This window comes from Liquorilactobacillus oeni DSM 19972, assembly GCF_001436275.1.
In the GTDB taxonomy this organism is placed as follows: domain Bacteria; phylum Bacillota; class Bacilli; order Lactobacillales; family Lactobacillaceae; genus Liquorilactobacillus; species Liquorilactobacillus oeni.
This window is the reverse complement of the sequence record NZ_AZEH01000001.1, coordinates 1-19,371: the sequence shown is the minus strand read 5'-3', so window position 1 is coordinate 19,371 and position 19,371 is coordinate 1. Positions and strand designations below refer to the sequence as shown.

Annotated in this window: 20 protein-coding genes and 2 pseudogenes; 11 read left to right on the top strand and 11 right to left on the bottom strand. The window is 31.7% G+C overall.

Features of this window, described 5'->3' with window-relative positions; translation table 11 throughout:
• The first annotated feature begins 7 nt into the window (after nucleotides 1-7).
• The 4 genes and pseudogenes from mobQ (at nucleotide 8) to FD46_RS10455 (ending at nucleotide 3,485) form a co-directional block, all read left to right on the top strand.
• Nucleotides 8-2,096, top strand: a pseudogene (gene mobQ / locus FD46_RS00110) (MobQ family relaxase).
• An 11-nt stretch (nucleotides 2,097-2,107) separates the two neighbouring features.
• Nucleotides 2,108-2,518: pseudogene (locus FD46_RS10460) on the top strand (hypothetical protein); the annotation flags it as partial.
• A gap of 21 nt (nucleotides 2,519-2,539) precedes the next feature.
• A complete protein-coding gene (locus tag FD46_RS00095) occupies nucleotides 2,540-2,785 on the top strand; it encodes a hypothetical protein (RefSeq protein ID WP_057895202.1) in 246 nt (81 codons plus the stop codon).
• Nucleotides 2,786-2,810: 25 nt separating this feature from the next.
• Nucleotides 2,811-3,485 carry a hypothetical protein gene (locus FD46_RS10455; protein WP_235805512.1) on the top strand — a complete coding sequence of 225 codons (675 nt, stop codon included), beginning with the start codon at nucleotides 2,811-2,813 and terminating at the stop codon, nucleotides 3,483-3,485.
• Nucleotides 3,486-3,724: 239 nt separating this feature from the next.
• Here the strand turns inward: FD46_RS10455 and FD46_RS00085 are convergent, their stop codons facing one another.
• Nucleotides 3,725-3,829 (bottom strand): putative holin-like toxin, encoded by a 105-nt coding sequence (locus tag FD46_RS00085; RefSeq protein ID WP_046870757.1) that lies wholly within the window; start codon nucleotides 3,827-3,829, stop codon nucleotides 3,725-3,727.
• 232 nt (nucleotides 3,830-4,061) lie between these two features.
• Here FD46_RS00085 and arsC point away from each other — a divergent pair, with 232 nt between their 5' ends.
• The 4 genes from arsC (at nucleotide 4,062) to FD46_RS00065 (ending at nucleotide 6,735) form a co-directional block, all read left to right on the top strand.
• Complete coding sequence (gene arsC, locus FD46_RS00080; RefSeq protein ID WP_046870756.1) at nucleotides 4,062-4,478, top strand: arsenate reductase (thioredoxin); 417 nt, start codon at nucleotides 4,062-4,064, stop codon at nucleotides 4,476-4,478.
• Nucleotides 4,475-5,326, top strand: a complete 852-nt coding sequence (locus FD46_RS00075; RefSeq protein ID WP_057895201.1) for a hypothetical protein — start codon at nucleotides 4,475-4,477, stop codon at nucleotides 5,324-5,326. Before arsC ends, FD46_RS00075 begins: the two co-directional genes overlap by 4 nt.
• Before the next feature lie 57 nt (nucleotides 5,327-5,383).
• Nucleotides 5,384-6,193: a SagB/ThcOx family dehydrogenase gene (locus tag FD46_RS00070; RefSeq protein WP_057895200.1), complete on the top strand. Its 810-nt coding sequence runs from the start codon at nucleotides 5,384-5,386 to the stop codon at nucleotides 6,191-6,193.
• 71 nt (nucleotides 6,194-6,264) lie between these two features.
• Nucleotides 6,265-6,735 carry a hypothetical protein gene (locus FD46_RS00065; RefSeq protein WP_057895199.1) on the top strand — a complete coding sequence of 157 codons (471 nt, stop codon included), beginning with the start codon at nucleotides 6,265-6,267 and terminating at the stop codon, nucleotides 6,733-6,735.
• Nucleotides 6,736-7,822: 1,087 nt separating this feature from the next.
• On the opposite strand, the gene FD46_RS00060 is transcribed toward FD46_RS00065, so the two are convergent.
• The 6 genes from FD46_RS00060 to FD46_RS00035 all read right to left on the bottom strand — a co-directional run bounded on the left by FD46_RS00060 (nucleotide 7,823) and on the right by FD46_RS00035 (nucleotide 11,482).
• On the bottom strand, nucleotides 7,823-8,218 hold the full coding sequence (locus FD46_RS00060) for a hypothetical protein (RefSeq protein WP_057895198.1): 396 nt from the start codon (nucleotides 8,216-8,218) through the stop codon (nucleotides 7,823-7,825).
• A 154-nt stretch (nucleotides 8,219-8,372) separates the two neighbouring features.
• Entirely contained in the window at nucleotides 8,373-8,729 is a 357-nt protein-coding gene (locus tag FD46_RS00055) for a hypothetical protein (protein ID WP_057895197.1), read from the bottom strand.
• Between the two features lie 221 nt (nucleotides 8,730-8,950).
• Complete coding sequence (locus FD46_RS00050) at nucleotides 8,951-9,193, bottom strand: hypothetical protein (protein ID WP_057895196.1); 243 nt, start codon at nucleotides 9,191-9,193, stop codon at nucleotides 8,951-8,953.
• 88 nt (nucleotides 9,194-9,281) lie between these two features.
• Nucleotides 9,282-10,094, bottom strand: a complete 813-nt coding sequence (locus tag FD46_RS00045; RefSeq protein ID WP_057895195.1) for a hypothetical protein — start codon at nucleotides 10,092-10,094, stop codon at nucleotides 9,282-9,284.
• 231 nt (nucleotides 10,095-10,325) lie between these two features.
• Nucleotides 10,326-10,667, bottom strand: a complete 342-nt coding sequence (locus FD46_RS00040) for a hypothetical protein (protein WP_057895194.1) — start codon at nucleotides 10,665-10,667, stop codon at nucleotides 10,326-10,328.
• A 2-nt stretch (nucleotides 10,668-10,669) separates the two neighbouring features.
• Nucleotides 10,670-11,482, bottom strand: a complete 813-nt coding sequence (locus FD46_RS00035; RefSeq protein ID WP_057895193.1) for a ParA family protein — start codon at nucleotides 11,480-11,482, stop codon at nucleotides 10,670-10,672.
• A gap of 1,844 nt (nucleotides 11,483-13,326) precedes the next feature.
• On the opposite strand from FD46_RS00035, the gene FD46_RS00030 reads away from it, so the two are divergent.
• Both FD46_RS00030 and FD46_RS00025 read left to right on the top strand, forming a co-directional pair.
• Nucleotides 13,327-13,791, top strand: coding sequence for a hypothetical protein (locus FD46_RS00030; protein WP_057895192.1), 465 nt, complete (start codon nucleotides 13,327-13,329; stop codon nucleotides 13,789-13,791).
• Between the two features lie 398 nt (nucleotides 13,792-14,189).
• A complete protein-coding gene (locus tag FD46_RS00025; protein ID WP_057895191.1) occupies nucleotides 14,190-14,657 on the top strand; it encodes a hypothetical protein in 468 nt (155 codons plus the stop codon).
• A 365-nt stretch (nucleotides 14,658-15,022) separates the two neighbouring features.
• Here FD46_RS00025 and FD46_RS00020 read toward each other — a convergent pair whose 3' ends face one another.
• Nucleotides 15,023-15,928, bottom strand: coding sequence for a magnesium transporter CorA family protein (locus FD46_RS00020; RefSeq protein WP_235805511.1), 906 nt, complete (start codon nucleotides 15,926-15,928; stop codon nucleotides 15,023-15,025).
• 136 nt (nucleotides 15,929-16,064) lie between these two features.
• Nucleotides 16,065-17,153: a glycosyltransferase gene (locus tag FD46_RS00015; RefSeq protein ID WP_057895190.1), complete on the bottom strand. Its 1,089-nt coding sequence runs from the start codon at nucleotides 17,151-17,153 to the stop codon at nucleotides 16,065-16,067.
• Between the two features lie 277 nt (nucleotides 17,154-17,430).
• Between FD46_RS00015 and FD46_RS00010 the strand changes: the two genes are divergently transcribed.
• A complete protein-coding gene (locus tag FD46_RS00010) occupies nucleotides 17,431-18,288 on the top strand; it encodes an SDR family oxidoreductase (RefSeq protein ID WP_003687917.1) in 858 nt (285 codons plus the stop codon).
• Between the two features lie 261 nt (nucleotides 18,289-18,549).
• On the opposite strand, the gene FD46_RS00005 is transcribed toward FD46_RS00010, so the two are convergent.
• Together FD46_RS00005 and FD46_RS10060 are read right to left on the bottom strand one after the other, a co-directional pair.
• On the bottom strand, nucleotides 18,550-18,921 hold the full coding sequence (locus FD46_RS00005; protein WP_010078379.1) for a general stress protein: 372 nt from the start codon (nucleotides 18,919-18,921) through the stop codon (nucleotides 18,550-18,552).
• Between the two features lie 257 nt (nucleotides 18,922-19,178).
• A partial coding sequence (locus tag FD46_RS10060) for an IS3 family transposase (RefSeq protein ID WP_157047057.1) occupies nucleotides 19,179-19,371 on the bottom strand: 193 nt, incomplete at its 5' end.

Genomic DNA, 19,371 nt, shown 5'->3' with positions numbered 1-19,371 from the left:
GACCGACATGGCAATTTTTCACATGAGCTTTAGTAATATTAGTGCTGGAAAAGGAAGAAGTGCAATTGCTGGAGCGAGTTATCGAAGTGGCGAAAAATTATTCGATCAAAAAGAAGGTCGAAGTTATTTTTATGCTCGGTCGGTTATGCCAGAAAGCTTTATCTTGACACCAAAGAATGCACCAGAATGGGCGAGTGATAGAGAGAAATTATGGAACGAAGTTGAAAGAAAAGACCGTCGAGCAAACTCACGGTACGCTAAAGAGTTTAACGTGGCTTTACCAGTTGAATTAAGTGAAGATGAACAGAAAGAATTATTGAAAAAATATGTACAAGAAAATTTTGTTGATGAAGGTATGGTTGCTGATGTGGCAATTCATAGAGATCACCCAGACAATCCGCATGCTCATGTTATGCTAACTAACCGTCCATTTAACCCAGACGGAACATGGGGATTGAAAAGCAAAAGAGAAAACATATTAGATGAAAATGGGAATAAGACTTATACGGGAAATAGTCGTTTTCCAAGATCAAGAAAGTTGTGGTTAGTTGATTGGGATAAAAAAGAAAAAATAACTGAATGGCGGCACAATTGGGCGGCTAGTGTAAATCAAATTTTAGAGCAAAAAAATATTTCCGATCGGATCAGTGAAAAATCATTTATCGAGCAGGGAATAGATGATACACCAACTCAACATGAGGGAATCAATAGTAAGCGGCATGAAAGAAAAGAATTTAACCAACAAGTAAAGAACTATCGCAAGGCCAAAGCCAGTTATAAAAACAACCAAGAAAAAGTAATTAATAGAGGTCATTTAGATAGCCTAAGTAAACACTTCTCGTTTAATGAAAAACGGGTAGTTAAAGAGTTAAGCCATGAACTGAAAACTTATATCAGTTTGGAGAACTTAGATGATAAACGGCGCATGCTATTTAATTGGAAAAACAGCACCTTAATTAAACATGCGGTTGGTGAAGATGTGACTAAACAATTATTGACAATTAACCAACAAGAAAGCTCACTCAAAAAAGCAGATGAACTCTTAAATAAAGTGGTCGATCGCACTACGAAAAAACTTTATCCAGAGCTTAATTTTGCACAGACCACGCAAGCGGAAAGACGAGAATTAATTAAGGAAACCGATAGCGAGCAAACAGTTTTCAAGGGTAGTGAATTAAACGAACGTTTAATGAACATTCGTGATGATTTGTTGACCCAACAATTATTGACCTTTACTAAGCGGCCATACGTTGGTTTTAAGTTATTAATGCAACAAGAAAAGGAAGTTAAAATCGATCTGAAATATACGCTGATGATCCACTCTGATAGCTTAGAAAGTCTAGAACATGTCGATCAAGGACTGCTAGAAAAGTATTCACCAGCAGAACAACAAAAGATTACGAGGGCAGTCAAAGACCTACGGACAATCATGGCAGTTAAGCAAGTCATTCAAACGCAATACCATGAAGTATTGAAAAGAGCCTTTCCAAATGGTGATGAAAAGAGCCTTTCCAAATGGTGATTTAGATGATCTTTCACTAGTTAGACAAGAACAGGCTTATACAGCCGTGATGTACTATAATCCAGCCTTAAAGCCATGCAAGGTTGAAACAATGGAACAGTGGCAAGAAAACCCGCCAAAGGTTTTCAGTACCCAAGAACATCAATTAGGGTTAGCTTATTTGTCGGGGCAGCTTAGCTTAGATCAGCTAGAAAATCATAACTTGCAACGGGTCTTAAAGCATGACGGAACTAAACAAATCTTTCTGGGTGAGTGTAAAGCCGATCCGACTATTAAGACCAGCCAGATTGAAAAAATCCAAAAGCAGTTAAAAGAGCAACAAGCCAAAGACGATCAATACCGAAAAGAAAATATCGGACATTATCAACCATTGAACTATAAGCCAGTTAGTCCAAGCTACTACTTAAAGACGGCCTTTAGTGACGCTATCATGGCAGCCCTATATGCCCGTGATGAAGATTACAAACGGCAAAAACAAGAGCGTGGCTTAAAAGATACCGAGTGGGAAATGACGAAAAAGAAGCGGCAACATCAAACTCGTAATCGGCACGAGGACGGTGGCATGCACTTGTAATTTAAGTTGCTAGTAACTACTCTTTAGGTTATGTGGCAACATGGGCTGAAGATAAGGACTTGATTCATAACGCATTAAGTGAAATTCAGAAGGTCAGTAATAAAGTGATTGATCTTAGCGACACGTTAACCGAGAAACTAGGCTTGCAACAGAAACAACAACAGGTCAATCAAGTGACAAACACTAAAGAAAAAGATATTAAAAAAGCACCAGTTGCAGAACTTAACAAAACTTACTTAAAACTGCAAAATGATTTACAACAAACCACTAATCAAGCACAAAAAAATCAATTAAAGAACCAGCTTAATGACGTACACCAAGAAATAAGCAACCGTACACAAAAACAGTTAAAAGATTTTGCCAAACAAAATCCGGAAGTTAAACAACCAGAGAAAAAAGAAGCTCAACAAATAAGAAGATAGAAAAACTAAGGAGGAATTTGAATGAATAGGAATAGTAAGATAAAAAAATCTAATTTGATCGGTATGTTTTTTGGCCTGCTATTGATTGCCGTTATAGTCGGAATGCTTTTAGGAGTTTTGTTAACTAGTTTAGTTAACTTTCCAAACTCAATAAATATTGGTCAAGTTTTAGCTTTAAGTGTTTTAGTTGTTGCCCCTTTATGCTTTTTATTTGTGTTAGTAACTTGCTCAAAAATATTCATCAATAAAGTATTCAGAAAAGAATGAAAATATACGTTTGGAGATGATTTGAATGAGAGTACCTACTCCGAATTTAATTGGGAAACGTTTTGGCAGATTAGTAGTTGAAAAGAAAAGTCCAGAAAAAGGGCATGCTGCTTTTTGGTTTTGTAAATGTGATTGTGGTAATAAAACAAAGGTGACTACTAGTAATTTACTGGCAGGTATTACTAAAAGTTGTGGGTGCTTGGATAAAGAGAATAGGGCTAAATTTGCGAAACTTAATTTCAAAGATTTGACCGGTAAACGGTTTGGAATGCTTACAGTTTTAAGACAATCCGTTGGTGTTAAGAAGGGATCGGGTACTACATGGTTTTGTAAATGTGATTGTGGTAATTATACCGACGTGGCAAGCACAAAACTTATTCAAGGAACTACCAAGAGTTGTGGTTGTCAATTAAAGAAGGCACGAGAAAAATGGAAAAATATTTACAAAGATGAAAAGATACAAGAGAAGATAAAAAAAACTTTTAGAAAAAATGACGGTCGTGAAAAAAATACTAAACTATCTATATTGGAACTAGCAACAAGCGACAAATTAAAGGCAAATAATTCTAGTGGTGTAACAGGGGTTTCTTATAGTAAACGTGATAAGAGGTGGCGTAGCTATATCACAGTAAAACATATACGCTACGAGCTAGGATATTTTAAAGATAAGGAAAGTGCAATCCAAGAAAGAATTAGTTGAACCCATTTTAAAAAAATACAAAAATAAATAAAAAATTCATAGCCTTTATAAGACACGAAATAGATTTGTTATAAAAAATAAGCTGAAAAATACCTTACTACCCAATTTTTTACAGACATGATATAATAGAAGCAGAAAAAGAAGCCTTGCTTGAACAAGACTTCCCATGTAGAACCGTTTAAGACGGTGGCATAACTTAATACGATTAAATAACCGCTAGCTTGCCAGAGCTAAGGCGGTTATTTTTTTTGCTGATTTTTAATCAACTCAACAACTAATGCGATTAAGGCCACGATAAAAGTACCGAAAGCCAGCATTAATTGTAAAGCGTCCGAAACGGACACTTGGGCTACTCCTTTCCTAGAATGTGAGTTTATAGTTTTTACACCATAAGCACCACCCCCTTTAAGGAAATAGCCACCGCCTTAACTTCTCTACTTGAACTATTATACAGGATAACTAGTAATTTACCTATTGATGATTAATGTTATATTACCTTAATAGGCATTGAAACATTGCATTTAAGTTTTATTGTGTATAATGATGTTACACAAATTAAATCGGTGGTGGTTTAAAATGAAAAAAATTTATTTTTTATGTACAGGAAATTCTTGTCGCAGTCAAATGGCTGAAGGATATGCCAAAAGTATACTATCGCCCGATATTTTTGAGATAGAAAGCGCGGGTATTGAAACGCATGGACTAAATCCAAATGCTGTTAAAGTTATGGCTGAAGACGGAGTAGATATTAGTAGCCACTACTCTAAATTAATTGATCTAAAGTATTTTAATACTTCAGATTTAGTTATTACTTTATGTGGTGATGCAAAGGATAAATGTCCTATGCTTCCCCCGCAAACAAAAAGTTTACACTGGCCTTTATCTGACCCAGCGCAAGCAACAGGAACATTAGAAGAGCAACTAGAAGTATTCCGTAAGGTTCGTGACGAGATTAAAAAATTAATTATAGATTTAAATGACCACTTTCATTGATTACAGAAAAGCGACATAACTCAACAGTTGTGCCATTTATTGACATAGGAGCATGCTATGATAAACTTTTTTATCCAATAAAAATAAATGAAATAGCAGAGCAATCGGGTTGTTGTGTGAATGAGGTTAAAGAGTTATTTGAAAAACTATTAAGAAGGAAAATAGTGATAAAAGAAAGTAGTAATTTTCTTTTGGATACTATTAATTACCCAGCTCAACTTTGTAAATTTAATAAAAAGATACAGGTTCTTGTATTATCTGACGTATATATAACTCAGCTTTTAACGATAAAAGAAAGTTTTAAAATAAATAAAAACATTTTTTTCACATACATATTCAACAATATCAATAATAATTTGTTTGATAAGGGAATCAGTCACCTAATAAATGATCATAACAATAAAGCTATAAATCTAGATGATAGAACGAAATTTAAAGATATAATCAAAAATAAGGAATATAACTTAATAATTTCGCTAGATTATGGTAATATAAATAAATTTAAAAAAAATGATAAAAATTATTTTCTGGAACATTTTGCAATAGTACATAATGTGCCCGTGATATATGCTAACTTGAATGCTCAATCATATTTGGTGGGACCATTATATGTACCTAAAAAAACTGCTCCTTTTACAAGCTTGTCAAAATGCAATGTTCAATTTCCTAAAGAAAATGAGCAAAATATTCTAATATCTCCGCTTCTAGCAGGGATAGTAGTTAACATAATAATTAACGAATTGAACTGGTTTTGTTTTCGTATAGTTACTCCACTCTTAATGAATCGTGTTATATATTCATCTAATACAATGTTAGAGAACAAATTTGTGAAATTATATAGATATTAATAAGAACTTGTTAAAGTAAGTTAGCTTTGTAGATGATTCGAGAAAGAAGTGAGAATTATGGTGGGAAAATTTTTTTCAAGCAATAATAATATTGTTGATTTTTTTCATGCAAATACATCATTGAATGATATTAACATTTCTTCATTACAGGGGAGAATAAATCATACGCTTATTGACCCAGATTTTAAAAAAAATTGTTTTGCTGTAAATGCTATCTATAGAAGGTACCGTAACAAAAGCATTAAACTGTATCCTTTAGAAGAAATGACTGTTAATAAAAACGGTTTGTTTGAATGTTTAATGAAAAGAAGGACCAATAGTAATCTTCCAAAAATAAAAACCCCATTGGGGTTTGCGATATTCTCGCAGATAGTAAGGTATTCATTTGGAATTTCTAATGTTTCAGAAGGATTAGTTTCGCAAAGCAAATGTTTTCAATATACGTATCCTACTGAAGGAGGTCTTAATACCTTAGAGATATACATTGTGGTAAATAGTGTATCTAAAGTTCCTTGTGGAGTATATTTATTTAATCCTTATAATAATACATTAGAAACGGTGCGTGACAGATTTAGACTTAGTGAGTATGAACATATTACTGGGTTAGTAAAACAAGCAAAAAATTCTTTTTTTTCAGTTTATATGGTTGGAAATGGTAAATACTCATTTTCTAAATATGGGGATAGATCATATAGATTTATGAATATCGAAGCTGGGCATAGTTCCCAAAATCTCTATTTAACAACGACAGCTTGTGGACTTGAATGTGCAGCTTCTGGAGCTTTTTTTGATGACGATTTTTTTAGCTTTTTAGACATTCCATCTGAAAATAGGTATTTATTATATGAAAATTTTGTAGGAATTTAAGCTAAATAGAAGAAACTTTTGATTATCTTAAAGAAAGATTGTAAGTTTATCCGAGGTTAAGGAGCTTTATTATGTTAAAAAATATTATTTTAATCTTAAGACTACTCAGATTTTTCTTGTTAGGACTGTTTTGCTTAATTTGCATTTTAATGTATGTAGGTGCATTGAAATTTTTTCCATTCAAATATAAATTTGAATATTATCAAATTTATTTTTTTATTACATTAATAACATTACCTTTTTTTCGTAACCTGCATAATGAATGGTTTAAAGCATCTGATTCTGATGATCAACAAAAATCTTATAAACAAAAGGCTTTGGATATGTATCATCAAGATATGTCACAACATCATAAGGGAGGTAAATGGTCAACAAAGGGAGTAAACGTGAACCCGTATGAGTATACATCAGATTATACTATGGCTTATGATGATATGTTTGGTTGGGTGTATGATTTAGCAAAGAGGATATTTATAAGTTTAATATTTATTGTTTTTGCACCGATATTTTTTATAATCATATATATAAAAAAACACGACTGATTGTGTACCTAAAATAATAATGCAGGCATGACTATGTATAGCGCACCACAATTATGATAACATTTTTTACACCAAAGAGGACAATGACGCATTAAACAGAAACTAATTTCACAATAACTTAAATATCAACTACGTAATGAGTATCAATTGAAATGATATCCAAACGAATTCAAAGAATAGTTTCAAGAAAGTTTAGACCCAAAAACCAGTAACAGTTAATTAACTATTACTGGTTTTTATTTTGAATATCTTTTTAACTAATATTTACTATCATCTAGTTTCTATTTCCTTGATAATTAAGCGACCTTCTAATAACATTTTATGCATTAAATTTTTACCATTTTCATTATGGAAGGTAGCGCCATACTCGTTGATTAATCGAGAAACGCTGTTGAATTGCGTTCTTCTAATCTCTAATGCCTTACTCTCATCATATATTTAATAATAGAACACAAGTGTAATATCATTTTCGTAAATATTATAGTAGTCAAAAATTGATTGGAAATAGGAATAATCAGTAGGAGCTAAGGAATAGCCATAAAATGCAATTGTTTTAATAGATTTAGGTAGAAGCTTATCCTGTTTTTCATTGACAAGTGTCATTATTCGATAAGTTTTAGTGAAACGGAACACAGGACTATCAGGTGAAATGTCTTTTGAATCAATACCTATAATTGGGTGACTTCTTAACTGACCGTGTATATTTCTGGCAATCCTGAAGTATTGAAAAGTAGTTTCAATTAGCTTTAAGCGTTTTTTTCGTCAACAATTTTTTCGTATCCATTAAAGTAGTCATCAAACTTTGATCTGAGATCACATTGTAGATCAAGACCATTCCCAATTATTATCAGTTTTTCTGGTTTCCTGGACGCTATATTATTCTCCCTTAAAAGTTTAACAAGATAATTATATTCTAAAAATTAAGCAATAAAAATATTATCTTAATAGAACGTTTAATAATTTAAACGTTTAGTCATTACTGTTTTAAAAAAGTATGCAGACAAACAAAAATAGACATTATCCATTGGAGGTTAGTGTCTTATTTATTTTGATTACTGTTCTGAAATAAGGTGTAACCACCGTTAAATTAGTTTTTTTGGAAAAAGTGGGCAATTACTTTTGAAATACCATTTACATTGGTTGGAATACCCTCTTTCTCAATATATCCTAAAATTTTATTTCTAGTTGTATTATTTTCTAATGTTTTCAGTTCTTTATAACCCACTGTTGTTAGTCCGTTTAATAAATAAATATTGCCTTGCTTAGTAGCTCTATAACTCCCTTTTATTTTACCTTCATCAATAAGGTTATTTAATACTTCTAAAGTTTGATTAACTAGCGCATAAGTTGAAACTGATTTTAATTGTAATTTATCTTTTACGAACTTCTCCTTGCTCAACTCATCTAATAAAGTTTGAGCTTTTTTTACATTGCCTTTTGCAGTATTTCTCAAAATCAAATGATATAAAGTAAAATATTCCATTGTTTTTAACTCCTTGATTATTTAGATTTAGTTTTTCTTAAAAAATTCATTATTATAAAAGTGCTTAATTAAAAAATCTTTCTTTGAAAATGGTTCTCTTTCATGAAAGTCGATTATTTTAGCCATAAAGTAATTTGAAACATTATCATTAAAGTCAGGGCCATAATTTGTAGTAAGTTAAAATTTTTGGAAATTTTTTTAAAATGCCAGAATTACTTTTTAAAGTGTATTGAGGGTATCCATCATCTGTTGCAGCACCCTTTTCTACAGTGGCCGTCTCATAAGAACAAACACTATTTCTAGGATCATTGGTATTAAATAATTGCAATGCTCTAACCTTTTCAATGTTTTTTTTATTATCATTGTAAGGACATGTAGTAAAAGATATTGCGGTTTTCTTTTTAAGGATAGTTATTAGGTAACCTAAAAAGTTGATTTCTAATTCGATATCGTCTATATATTTTATACTAATATCGTAATCCTTTCCCTTAATTTTAAATGATTTAGACACCTTTTTGAATCAAGCTTTAGTTTTTTCAATCTTAGGATCATTGGACGCTGCTGTTGGGGAAAGGTAATTTTCCTTATACTTACTTTATTTGAATTGTTTGAGTTCTCCACATTAACGTCCATATATCTAAATTATCCTTTTAAGCAAATGTATTTGAGTAATTTATTACTCTTTATAAAGATAAATCCTTTAAAAGAAAAAATACAGAAGGTGCGTATTATTTATTTTGACTTTATTTCTACATAATTGATTGTTCCGTCTTTGAATTCTCTGCTAGATAGTCCTTCAATCTGATCCGATCCTAAAAGAATTCTTAGCAAGGCTTTTTTATCTGGATAGTGTCTAATCGGAATCATTATATGTCCGTTTGCATCCAGAAATTTAATATAAGAATCTATTTGAGTAGTTGTGCAGCCATTTATATTTAATAGACTTCTTAGATCATCTGTAATGTCCTTTTTCATTATGAGTCTCCACACTTTCCATATTAATAAAATCCATATTAATAAAATCTGAATTTTATAAACCTAATAGACTGGCTAAATAACTACTTTAGTCAGTTGAGGAGTAAAGTAGTGCTAAGCTGGATTTTCCTTCTGTAGAGGTTGTCAGGTTGTCTTCAAATACAGTGTAGGCAGGCCCCATATTAAATGTCTTGCCATTATCATCTGAAGTGGCAAAAGCTAAACGATTTTCAGAAGCATCTGTTTCATCTTCAATTGCTGCTCCAGTTTGCCAATTTTTTTGAATTTTCTTATTAGCGGGTGCTAATAAGATACTCAAATACATTGGCTTTTGTTGCTCACCTTTTCCATCATAAGCGTTGTAGTGATAATTACCATGCACATTTATTACTAAACTATTATCTGGATGTAAGATGACTTTATCAAAATAAAATAGCTGCTGTTTTGCTGCACCAGTGGAGGTTAGTGTGCCCTTTTCAAAGTCCAAAAAATATGTTTCAACAGACCCTTTGTAATTACCAGAATAATTATTATAGCGGGAATAATCGCTAATGACGACAGGTGCTTGAATTGTACTGCTATCTTGGCTGCTTGCCTGAGAACTTGTTTCAGAGCTTGAGTTAACTGTTGGTGTTGAAGATGCTACAGAACTGGAACTTTGTTTCACATTGTCAGTCAGTGCTGTTCTGTCAGTCACATTTTGTTGATAAACGTTATAAACGGTTAAACCAATTAGCAATATAATGATACTTAAGCTGATTTTAAGGATAAAATTACGGCGTCGGATTGCTTTAACACGTAAAAAATCTTCTTGCCAAGCTGGATCATTGCGACGATCTTTAAAAAATTGATATGTATGTTGTGAACGTGTTTTTTGACTGGAATACTTTTTTGGCTTCATGAATTTTATCCTCTCAAAGTATAAATTATTATAACTTTATATCATCTTTTTATCATTATGACATATAAAGTGATTTTTATGGGTTATAAATTAATGCCAAAACAAAAAAGAGGTTTCCACACCCCCTTTTCTTTGAAAATATTTATGTTTAAGCTGCACATGAATTAGTATACGCGAAAACAAGATGATTTTATCTTTTTTATAAATTTATATTTTTATAAAAGTATAAATTTATACTTTTGAATTTTTAATGGCTTCTACATTGTTTCTGACAAGCTTTTTACTCTGTGGAGGTAAATCCTTCACATAATTTTCAACAATATCGGTTACAACTTCGTAGATTTTTTTATTCTGAATACTTGCTAATGTTGAAATAGCAGAATGAGTATCTAAGGGTAATCGAATTGACTTTGGTAGATCTTTAGATGATAGTCTTTTTTCAGGATGTTCTAATATTGTATCATTTGGCATAGTTCTTCTTGCTTCTGCTGAATTTTCAGGGTTAAAACTTACTGGCCGTTCAGTTCTATTTTTTCTGAACGATCCTAGTCCTATTTTATTATTTTCCACCATTTTTACTCACCTTCCAACATTTTCATTCTGTTTATTGTTTCTTCTACTACTTCTTTATAGACTGCATGTACACGTCTATCATTGACATCTTTTACATTATCTGTAATTCCAGTTCTATCAAACCTTTTTAAACGAGCCATTTGTTTAATTTTATGAGTATATATATTTTGTTCCCCGAAACTTTCATTAGCATCGTTTATAACGTCTAAGTCTAGTTCTGAACCGTTTTGTTGTAATACAGGCAACACTCCTAATAAATCTAAATCAAGTTTATAATCACCTTGAATTTGAAGTAAATGCTCGATATATTTCTCGGCACCTCTTAATGAACGTTCTTGTGTTTGGAGAATAACAATCACATAGTTACTCGATACTAAAGCCGAATCGGTAAATTTATTAAGCTGAGGTGGGACATCTAATATTATGTAATCATAGTTGTCTTTGATGTTTGCTAATAAGGTACTAAAATAGTGATCCTGTGAGTAGTCATCATCAAATGTTGAATATAAAAACCTTTCATATCCTTGTAAATCTTCGTAACTAGGTAATAGATCTAAATTATCTTTCACATTAATTAATGCTTCAGACAGATTTTTATGTTTTATAGCTTCAAATAAAGTTTCTTTAAATACAGGTTTGGTTTGATACACGCTACTCATCGTATTTAAAAGTAAATCAGTTGCATTTGCCTGTGGATCTAGATCGATTAGTAAACATTTTTTATTTTGCTTAGATAAAGTATAAGCAAACATTACAGCATTAGTGGTCTTACCTACACCGCCCTTAAAGTTACCTGTGGTAATAACTTTTGTCATTTATTTTTCTCCTCCTTTAATTATAAATTTATACTAATATACTTTTATAAAATTATAAAAATAGAAAAGTATAATTTTATAATAAACGAATCAACTTTGATATTAAAGTGTTTTTAAACTTTTATTATACTTTTATAAAATTATAATATCATAAAATCATAAAAAAGTAAATTTATACTTTTATAAAAATATAAAATAAACATGTGATAGTTTTATAAAGCTTAAGTGATTCTATTGTTTTATATAATTCGTTGTGTTATATTTTCAGCATAGAGATAATAAAAAGGAGCTTACCCAAATTAATAGGTAAGCTCCTACATAAAAAGAAAAAGCCACCAGAGACGGCAATCTCTGAAGACCCAAGCAATAGTTTTCATTTATGGTCTTATTGTAGCATGTTTTATCGACATGTTCAATGTGGTGATTTTCAAAACTCAGGAGACAAGCTGAGTGATAGGTTAGTAGTACATAGGCTTCATATTTCGATATGTGACAGCTGCTTATGGATGAACGCTAAAAAGTAGACACCTGGTGAACTCAGCCAGAACTTCACAAAAATAAATGAGTAGTCTATAGATTCTGTAATCTGATCTGTAGGCTGGGTTCAGGGCCAACCTGCAGACTAGAAGCTGCTGCCTAATGGCTTGAGTGGTAACATGAATGAGTCTTAACATACAGTAAGGGCATGTTTTTGCTGGTGAGTTTAAAACTTAATTGTTAAGATAGCTGTAAGAAGCTGAAACTAGATTACTTGTGAGTGAAGCGAGGGGAAACCTCAAAAACTGAGCTACACGTTATTTTTTTGTTTTTCTCTGCAAAATTAAGGGAAAAACTTTGCTCATATCGCTTCAGGTTTCCTAAAAACTAAGCCAGCGGATGTTGGTTGTCAACTTATTTATTCATATTTGTTGAATAACTTACTGAGAATGTAAGCGAAGTTTCAAAGTAAGGGACTTGAAATTTACAAGTTCAGAAAGTTAAGTTAATAAGAATCTTAAAGAGAAAGCAACTATGCCAATTTAAGTTAAGAAATTGTGAAAATTAGTAAGTTAATTTTAAGTTGCTGATTTTACTAAGCCGGAGTTAGCAAATATAGTTAAACTTGGTAAAGATTATAAGTTTACTGATATGAGTAAGGGTGATCAGACATTCGAATTTTTAGAAGGCTAAAATACTAAAATATTAGCTAGGCTTAATGGTTGGGAATGCAATGTAAGAAAATATTATAATTTAAAACGAGATTAAACAAAAGCACCTAGAAATTAATCTAGGTGCTTTGTGTCTACTCCTTGTTATTGTGTTCTAACCATAAAAGGAATAGAACTATAACTAGAGTAGCAGGTATGGAGATTGTCATTTTGACTTTCACCACCTAGCATACAGTTTAATTAAAGGTAATCAGCCTTGTACTGTAGCCAGTAATTAGTATAGCATATTGGACTTAGCAAGTAGGTCATGATAGTATAACTATAGGTATGGAGATAGTCATTAAGACTACACCGCTTCAGTGGACTCAATCAATCCACGTCACTCATGGACTCTCAGACTTAATTCTCTGAGGGTCTATTTTTATTGCAAAAAACAGTTCCTGTTAGTTTGTAAATCAACTTCAAGTAATTTTTCCTTTGTGTTTTTAATCATGATCAAATTACTATTAAAGTTCTTCATTATTTCTTCAAGTTTGCTATATTATAGAAGTAATTTATTCTAAGCAATATTGTTTAAAATAGAAAATAAGGGATATGCATTTTAACAAGTTTTGTTAAGTTATTTTTGAGGTCTAAAATATCCAAAAGTTCTTTGCTATCTCTGGTTTTATTTGTGTTATAAGAGAGAGAAGCTTTATGGAAATTAAAGAACAAAGTTCCAAGAAAAGAATACTATTTATATTAATTGCCGGAAGCGTATTTATTATCCAGCTGTTACTTATTTTATCTTTTAGGTCACGATTGGGAACCAGACTGCCAACATATTTTGCTCCAAATGGTTTTGTAATCTATTGGTTTAACTATTCTCGACCAATTATAGTTCCGGGAATTCTCTTTTTAGCAGTTTTCCATCTAGGAGGGTTTTTATTGGCACGTTATATTCCAATAATTTTAAAATCAATTCCATTGGTTTTTAATTTTTTAGAAGATACCAAGTATATCGGGTATATATTATTTTCTTGGATCGAGTTTTTAAGTTGGTCTGTTCTAGGCTATTTTTTTCTATATGATAGTAAAACCATATATTTGATGTTAGCAATAAACTGTATTCATTTGTTATTGCTTGCTATTGGAACTATCTATTATAAGGCAAAAAATTAGTATTCTTATAATACATTATGAAAGTTAATTTCATATCGAAATGGAAGCTAAAACATCTTGGAATTCCAAATATAGCACGGTACAAAGAAAGCAGTTGTAATAGATATTTTGTCAGATAAAAAAGAGTGGACACTGGATAAGTATCAAAATGATTTTAAAATTTTTAAGTTATTTTTACGTATAAAGTTCATAGACAAAAATATTATTGGGTGCTCTTTGATTTTTCACTACACTAAAGAAAATTATTAAGTAGACAATTTACGTAACATAAGTCGAAGTTTGCTTCTTTTAAGTGTAACTAATGAGACAATTATTGCATGTTATAATTATCATTTATGTAAATTAGTAGTTTTTTAATTAATAAACATATATAACAGTGTATAAAGGGGGATTACGTATTGAGCTATGTTTATAGTGGGTTAATTAGTTTAGTTGTTTCTGTATTAGTACCGCTTGTTTATAAAAGTTGGCGAAAGCGTAAAATTATATGTAGGTTTACCAATATGTATCAACGTGTGTATGTACAACCGCTATTAGATAGTATTAATAAATTTGAACCTAAAAATAGGGAAATAGACCAGGAAACATGGCAACTTACACGTGATCTTGGTGATAAAGTTAAATATTCTTTAGCACATGAATTAAATGGGTTGGATGTGTTATATGCCTTTGAATTAGTTAGAGTTGCTGAATTTACTGTTGGAAGAATAGCTTTATTGCAGCATGAATGTGAGAACTATGAATTTGATTATAGGCATGAGCAAAAAATAAGTTTTTTAGAAAAAGAAAAAGCTAAAGAGTCAGCGATACTGGATAATTGGAAAAAGGAAGTTAAGGCTTATTATAAGTTGAAGGTGTATTATTAAAAAAACACCTAGAAATTAATCTAGGTGCTTTTTGTGTCTACTTCTTGTTATTGCTAAATATCAAGCAAATGATAAATAGTTGGATAACTAAAGAAGCTGACAAGGTTATAGAAATATCCAAGGTTTTCACCTCATAGCATACAGTTTAATTAAAGGTAATCAGCCTTGTACTGCAGCCAATAATCAGTATATCATAATGGACTTATCCACGAGCACATGTTATTATTTAATTAGGTTATTAGGAATATTCAAGGGTTAAACCTTGTAAAGTGGACTTAATCAATCCACGTCACTCATGGACTCTCGGACTTAACTCTCTGAGGGTCTATTTTTTGTATTAATTTTCTTTTATTTACCCCATGGTTTCAAAGGTATTTTATATGCTTTAGTACAATGTAACATGCCAGGGTAGCAATAACGGTAATTATGGATACAATAAAGAAACCAGGCATTGAAGATTGGAAGGGAACCTTAGTATTAACACCCCAAAGGCCAACTATGATAGTGGGGATAGTGATAATAATTGATAGTTCTGTTAAAATCTTCATAATAATATTTAACTGATATGAAATGATATTGCTGAACATGTCACTTAATTGGGAAATTAAGGTAGTTAGGGTTTTTGCTAATTTTAGTGTTTGCAATCTTTGGATACGTAGTTGGTATTGCTTGTCCTTATACTTAGTGTTGTTTAAAAAGAGTTTTTCATAGTGTCCTAAAATATATTGGAAGGCTTTTTCGTTACTTTTTAAAGCGCTTTCTAGAAACACGATACTTTTTTGACAAGCAGCAAGCCTGTCTAAACCAGCGCCGTTAGTTTGGAGCTTATGAATATCTCTTTCTACTTCTATTATTTCACTTTCTATTTTTAGAAGCTGTTTTTTAAATTCTTCGTAAACTGCACTTATAAGGTGTATAGCTAATTCTTCCCTATTATTACTTTCGCTTAATTTTGAGGGTTTTTCTATAAAAGGCAAGGTGATATTAGCAACGGTTATTATTGTGCTATCAACTAGTAGTATTAGTAATGGATAGCCCGTAGTAACATTATTTTTCCCAAATGTACCTTCTCCAGCACATAACAATAATATTTCAGTAATTTGCTGTTGTTTTAGATTAGTAATGTAATTAATGTGAGAGGCTGTATTTAAATTAGAACTTTCGCGAATAATATCTCTAGGTAAAAAATGTTTTGACGTAATGTATTTTATTTCCTCCGCAGTTGGTTTTATTAAACTAACCCAGTCGATCCGTTCTTTTTCTTGTGCCACAAGTATTTTCTTATTTTTAAAAATATAGTTTTTTAAAATTATGTTCACCTCCATAAAGAGTAAAAATTCCTCATATTGTACTTACTTAGTCCAAAACAAATCCATATTTGATCATATGAATAGGGAAAATTTAAATTTAATTTTGCTCATTTAATTGACTAAAAAGTAAATTCCATTTTTCATTAATATAAGGTAGTCGGAAGTCGTGTGACCGTTGTGTTGCAAGGTTTCCAAATTTTTGTCGCAAGTCAATATTTTTCAATAATGGTAATAGTTTTCTGTAGAGATGCTCTGTATTATGGTCTGCGATTATTATTCCATATTTTCCACTTTGTAAATATTCTTGTGAACCTGTATTCCACATACTCACAATTGGCAGCCCAAAGTTCATAGCTTCACCGATAACTAATGGAAATCCCTCCCACCTAGAAGTTATTACAAAGATTGAGCCATTTCTATAATGTTCTTGTAATTCCTCGTCGGGTAAGGAATCTAAAATAATAAATTGTTTCTCTATTTTTTTGCTATGAACCTCATTTTTTAACCATTCTTTGTCAGGCCCATCACCAGCCAACTTTATTTGCCAATTATCGGGCAAGCGTTGCGCCAATTCTAACAAATAGTCAAGTCCTTTATGTTTTACATCTGTTCTGCAAACAGCTGCAATGATGTTTTTATTCAAGTTACTTTTATGATTAGACACCAGCGTAACTGGGTTATGGATCTTTATTGTATTAACATTATGTTTTGAAAATTTTAAAAGGTCGCTTTCTGTTAAAGTTACGACTGTATCCACCGCTTCAAGTCCAGCAATAAATTCAACCCGCATATCCTGATAGTATTCTTTCATATAAGTCTTATAATTATTGTGCATCCAAGCGATTAATTTAGTGGTAGGATTTGCTTCCTTTATTAACGGACTAAAGCTAGTAAAGAGTCCTGCATTCAGAAGAACAATATCGATCTTCTCTTTTTTTATGGTTGTGTTTAAATCTGCAATCTGTAACTTGAATTTTTTTAGTGGGAGATCTTCACGGAAACTTTTTCCTGAATTTATTGGATGTTTGGCTTTAATCAAAGGAGCTTCTAAATGGAAAAAAGAACCTGCTGAGGACAATGAATAATAGAAGATATTGTGTTGTTTAGCTAAGCTATTACCAACAACGGTGGCAACTCTTTTAACCCCATCCATTTTTAAGTTTTCTATACAAATTAAAATGTTCATACTATTAACCTTCCTTAGTGACAAGTTAAGAACTTGCTTTAAATTTTAGAGCTTGGGAAAATTAAATTTAAAAAAGAAGCAGTGCAGCTAAGCTTTCACCGTCTTTACTGCTTTATATAGTAGGTTATTGAATATAAGTAGAGCTTAACAATAAATGTTTACCAAAACAAAGAATTTGTATTTAAAAAGCTAAACCATTACGCTTGGATTAAGTTTTAAATACACGTTCCGTTTTTGAAACCAATATTTTTTAACCCTATTAAGGAGGCTGATTGTGGTGGTAAAAGACCAAGAACCTAAAAAAGATTATTTGATAAACGATACGGAAAAGGAGTTGAAGCATGCACCCTTACTGGAAGATCCAAATTATATTCCAGCTCACAAACTTGAAGGGAAAGTTGCAATAATTACAGGAGGAGATAGTGGTATCGGAGCTGCAACTGCGATTTTGTTTGCTAAAGAAGGCGCAGATATTGTAATAGTGTATTATGAATCTGATAAAGATGCTAATAATATAGCTAAAAGAATACGGGAAATAGGCCGCCAAGTTTTAGTTTTATCAGGGGACATTGCTGATGAAGGCTTTATTAAAAAAATAACAGCAGAAACTTCACAGAAGTTTGGTCATGTTGACATACTTGTCAATAATGCTGGTGAACAACATGTTCACGAACATTTTTTAGATATTCCAATGAGTGAAGTCACAAGAATTTTCAAAACAAATGTTATAGGTATGTTTATGTTGACTAAAGCAATATTTCCTCTATTTCGAGAGGGTGGCTCAATAATAAACACTACTTCTATTACGGCATATGCAGGCTCACCTGTCCTTGTTGATTATTCTGCAAGCAAAGGAGCAATCTTATCTTTTACTCGGTCATTAGCGCAGAATGAAGACATATTAGAAAAAAAGATTAGGGTAAACGCAGTAGCACCGGGGCCAATCTGGACACCACTGATTCCTGCAACTTTTACTTCTGAACAACTAAAAACATGGGGCAAAAGTAATGCACTTAAAAGGCCAGGTCAGGCTTTCGAAGTAGCTCCAAGTTATTTATTTTTAGCAGCTGAAGAAAATAAATATATTACTGGACAAACTATCCATGTTAATGGTGGTTCTGTTGTTAACGGATAACGCTTAATTAGTTGAATTATAAGCGCTCCTTTTATTCTCACAATTTTGCTTAGTGTTTTAGCTTCACTAGCATAAAAATGCTCACTATACTTGTCCAATCTATGTGCACTGTGTACTAGCTATAATAACAACTTGAAATTAAAGTAACCCCTTAGTGATCGGTGATCACTAAGGGGTTACTTAGTTGGCAATTTATTTTAACTAGGTGACCGATATTAATTAATAATTATTTTTTAGGTTTATTTTATATTTGTCTAAAGGTTATTTATTTCGTTGTTCTCCGCCTTTTTTTCCAATCTTTTCATAAAAATCTTTATCATGTGACTTAGCAGTTGTTTTTCCGCCTTTTTTCCCAATTTTTTCGTAATGGTCTTTATCATGTGACTTAGCGGTTGCTTCTCCGCCTTTTTCCCCAATTTTTTCGTAATGGTCTTTATCATGTGACTTAGCGGTTGCTTCTCCGCCCTTTTCACCATTTTTTTCGTAAAAGTCATCACCATGAGAATCGGCAGTTGCTTTTCCGCCTTTTTTCCCAATTTTTTCATAATAATCTTTATCATGTGACTTAGCGGCTGCTTCCCCGCCCTTTTTTCCGGCTTCTGAACGAGTTAATTTATCATCTTTATTACTCATAACTTGTTCCTCCTTATCATGATATTTTTTATTAAGCATAAGGTATTACTAATGCATATCATTACCTTTAGGCTTATAGTCATAGTACAGCCTATAGAATTTAAAGTCAAAACATCTGTTTTATTTATTTTGATTGAAATTATTGCCAAAATAACATACTTTAAATTCTCTTTACTTAGAAGGCTAATTATTTTATTTTAAAACACTGGCCATAATTTGAGGTTTTGCTCCTAAGTCAATATTTGGTACATGTTTTTCTAGACACTTGTTCTGATTCTTTCAGTGTTGAACCAATTAATATAATTTGAAATCCTGAGAATTAAATCCTCAAAGCTTGAGAAGTGTGTTTGAAAGACAAATTCTCGTTTTAATAATGAGTGAAAAGCTTCTATTCGGCTATTATCGTAAGGATACCCTTGCTTAGAATACGAATGGACGATTTGATGTCGT

Excerpts from the sequence above, each read along its gene's own strand:
- arsC (WP_046870756.1), top strand. The coding sequence starts at position 4,062 with ATGAAAAAAATTTATTTTTTATGTACAGGAAATTCTTGTCGCAGTCAA.
- FD46_RS00060 (WP_057895198.1), bottom strand. The coding sequence starts at position 8,218 with ATGGAATATTTTACTTTATATCATTTGATTTTGAGAAATACTGCAAAA.
- FD46_RS00005 (WP_010078379.1), bottom strand. The coding sequence starts at position 18,921 with ATGAGTAATAAAGATGATAAATTAACTCGTTCAGAAGCCGGAAAAAAG.
- FD46_RS00095 (WP_057895202.1), top strand. The coding sequence starts at position 2,540 with ATGAATAGGAATAGTAAGATAAAAAAATCTAATTTGATCGGTATGTTT.
- FD46_RS10455 (WP_235805512.1), top strand. The coding sequence starts at position 2,811 with ATGAGAGTACCTACTCCGAATTTAATTGGGAAACGTTTTGGCAGATTA.
- FD46_RS00035 (WP_057895193.1), bottom strand. The coding sequence starts at position 11,482 with ATGACAAAAGTTATTACCACAGGTAACTTTAAGGGCGGTGTAGGTAAG.
- FD46_RS00040 (WP_057895194.1), bottom strand. The coding sequence starts at position 10,667 with ATGGTGGAAAATAATAAAATAGGACTAGGATCGTTCAGAAAAAATAGA.
- FD46_RS00070 (WP_057895200.1), top strand. The coding sequence starts at position 5,384 with ATGGTGGGAAAATTTTTTTCAAGCAATAATAATATTGTTGATTTTTTT.
- FD46_RS00050 (WP_057895196.1), bottom strand. The coding sequence starts at position 9,193 with ATGAAAAAGGACATTACAGATGATCTAAGAAGTCTATTAAATATAAAT.
- FD46_RS00045 (WP_057895195.1), bottom strand. The coding sequence starts at position 10,094 with ATGAAGCCAAAAAAGTATTCCAGTCAAAAAACACGTTCACAACATACA.
- FD46_RS00015 (WP_057895190.1), bottom strand. The coding sequence starts at position 17,153 with ATGAACATTTTAATTTGTATAGAAAACTTAAAAATGGATGGGGTTAAA.
- FD46_RS00030 (WP_057895192.1), top strand. The coding sequence starts at position 13,327 with ATGGAAATTAAAGAACAAAGTTCCAAGAAAAGAATACTATTTATATTA.
- FD46_RS00065 (WP_057895199.1), top strand. The coding sequence starts at position 6,265 with ATGTTAAAAAATATTATTTTAATCTTAAGACTACTCAGATTTTTCTTG.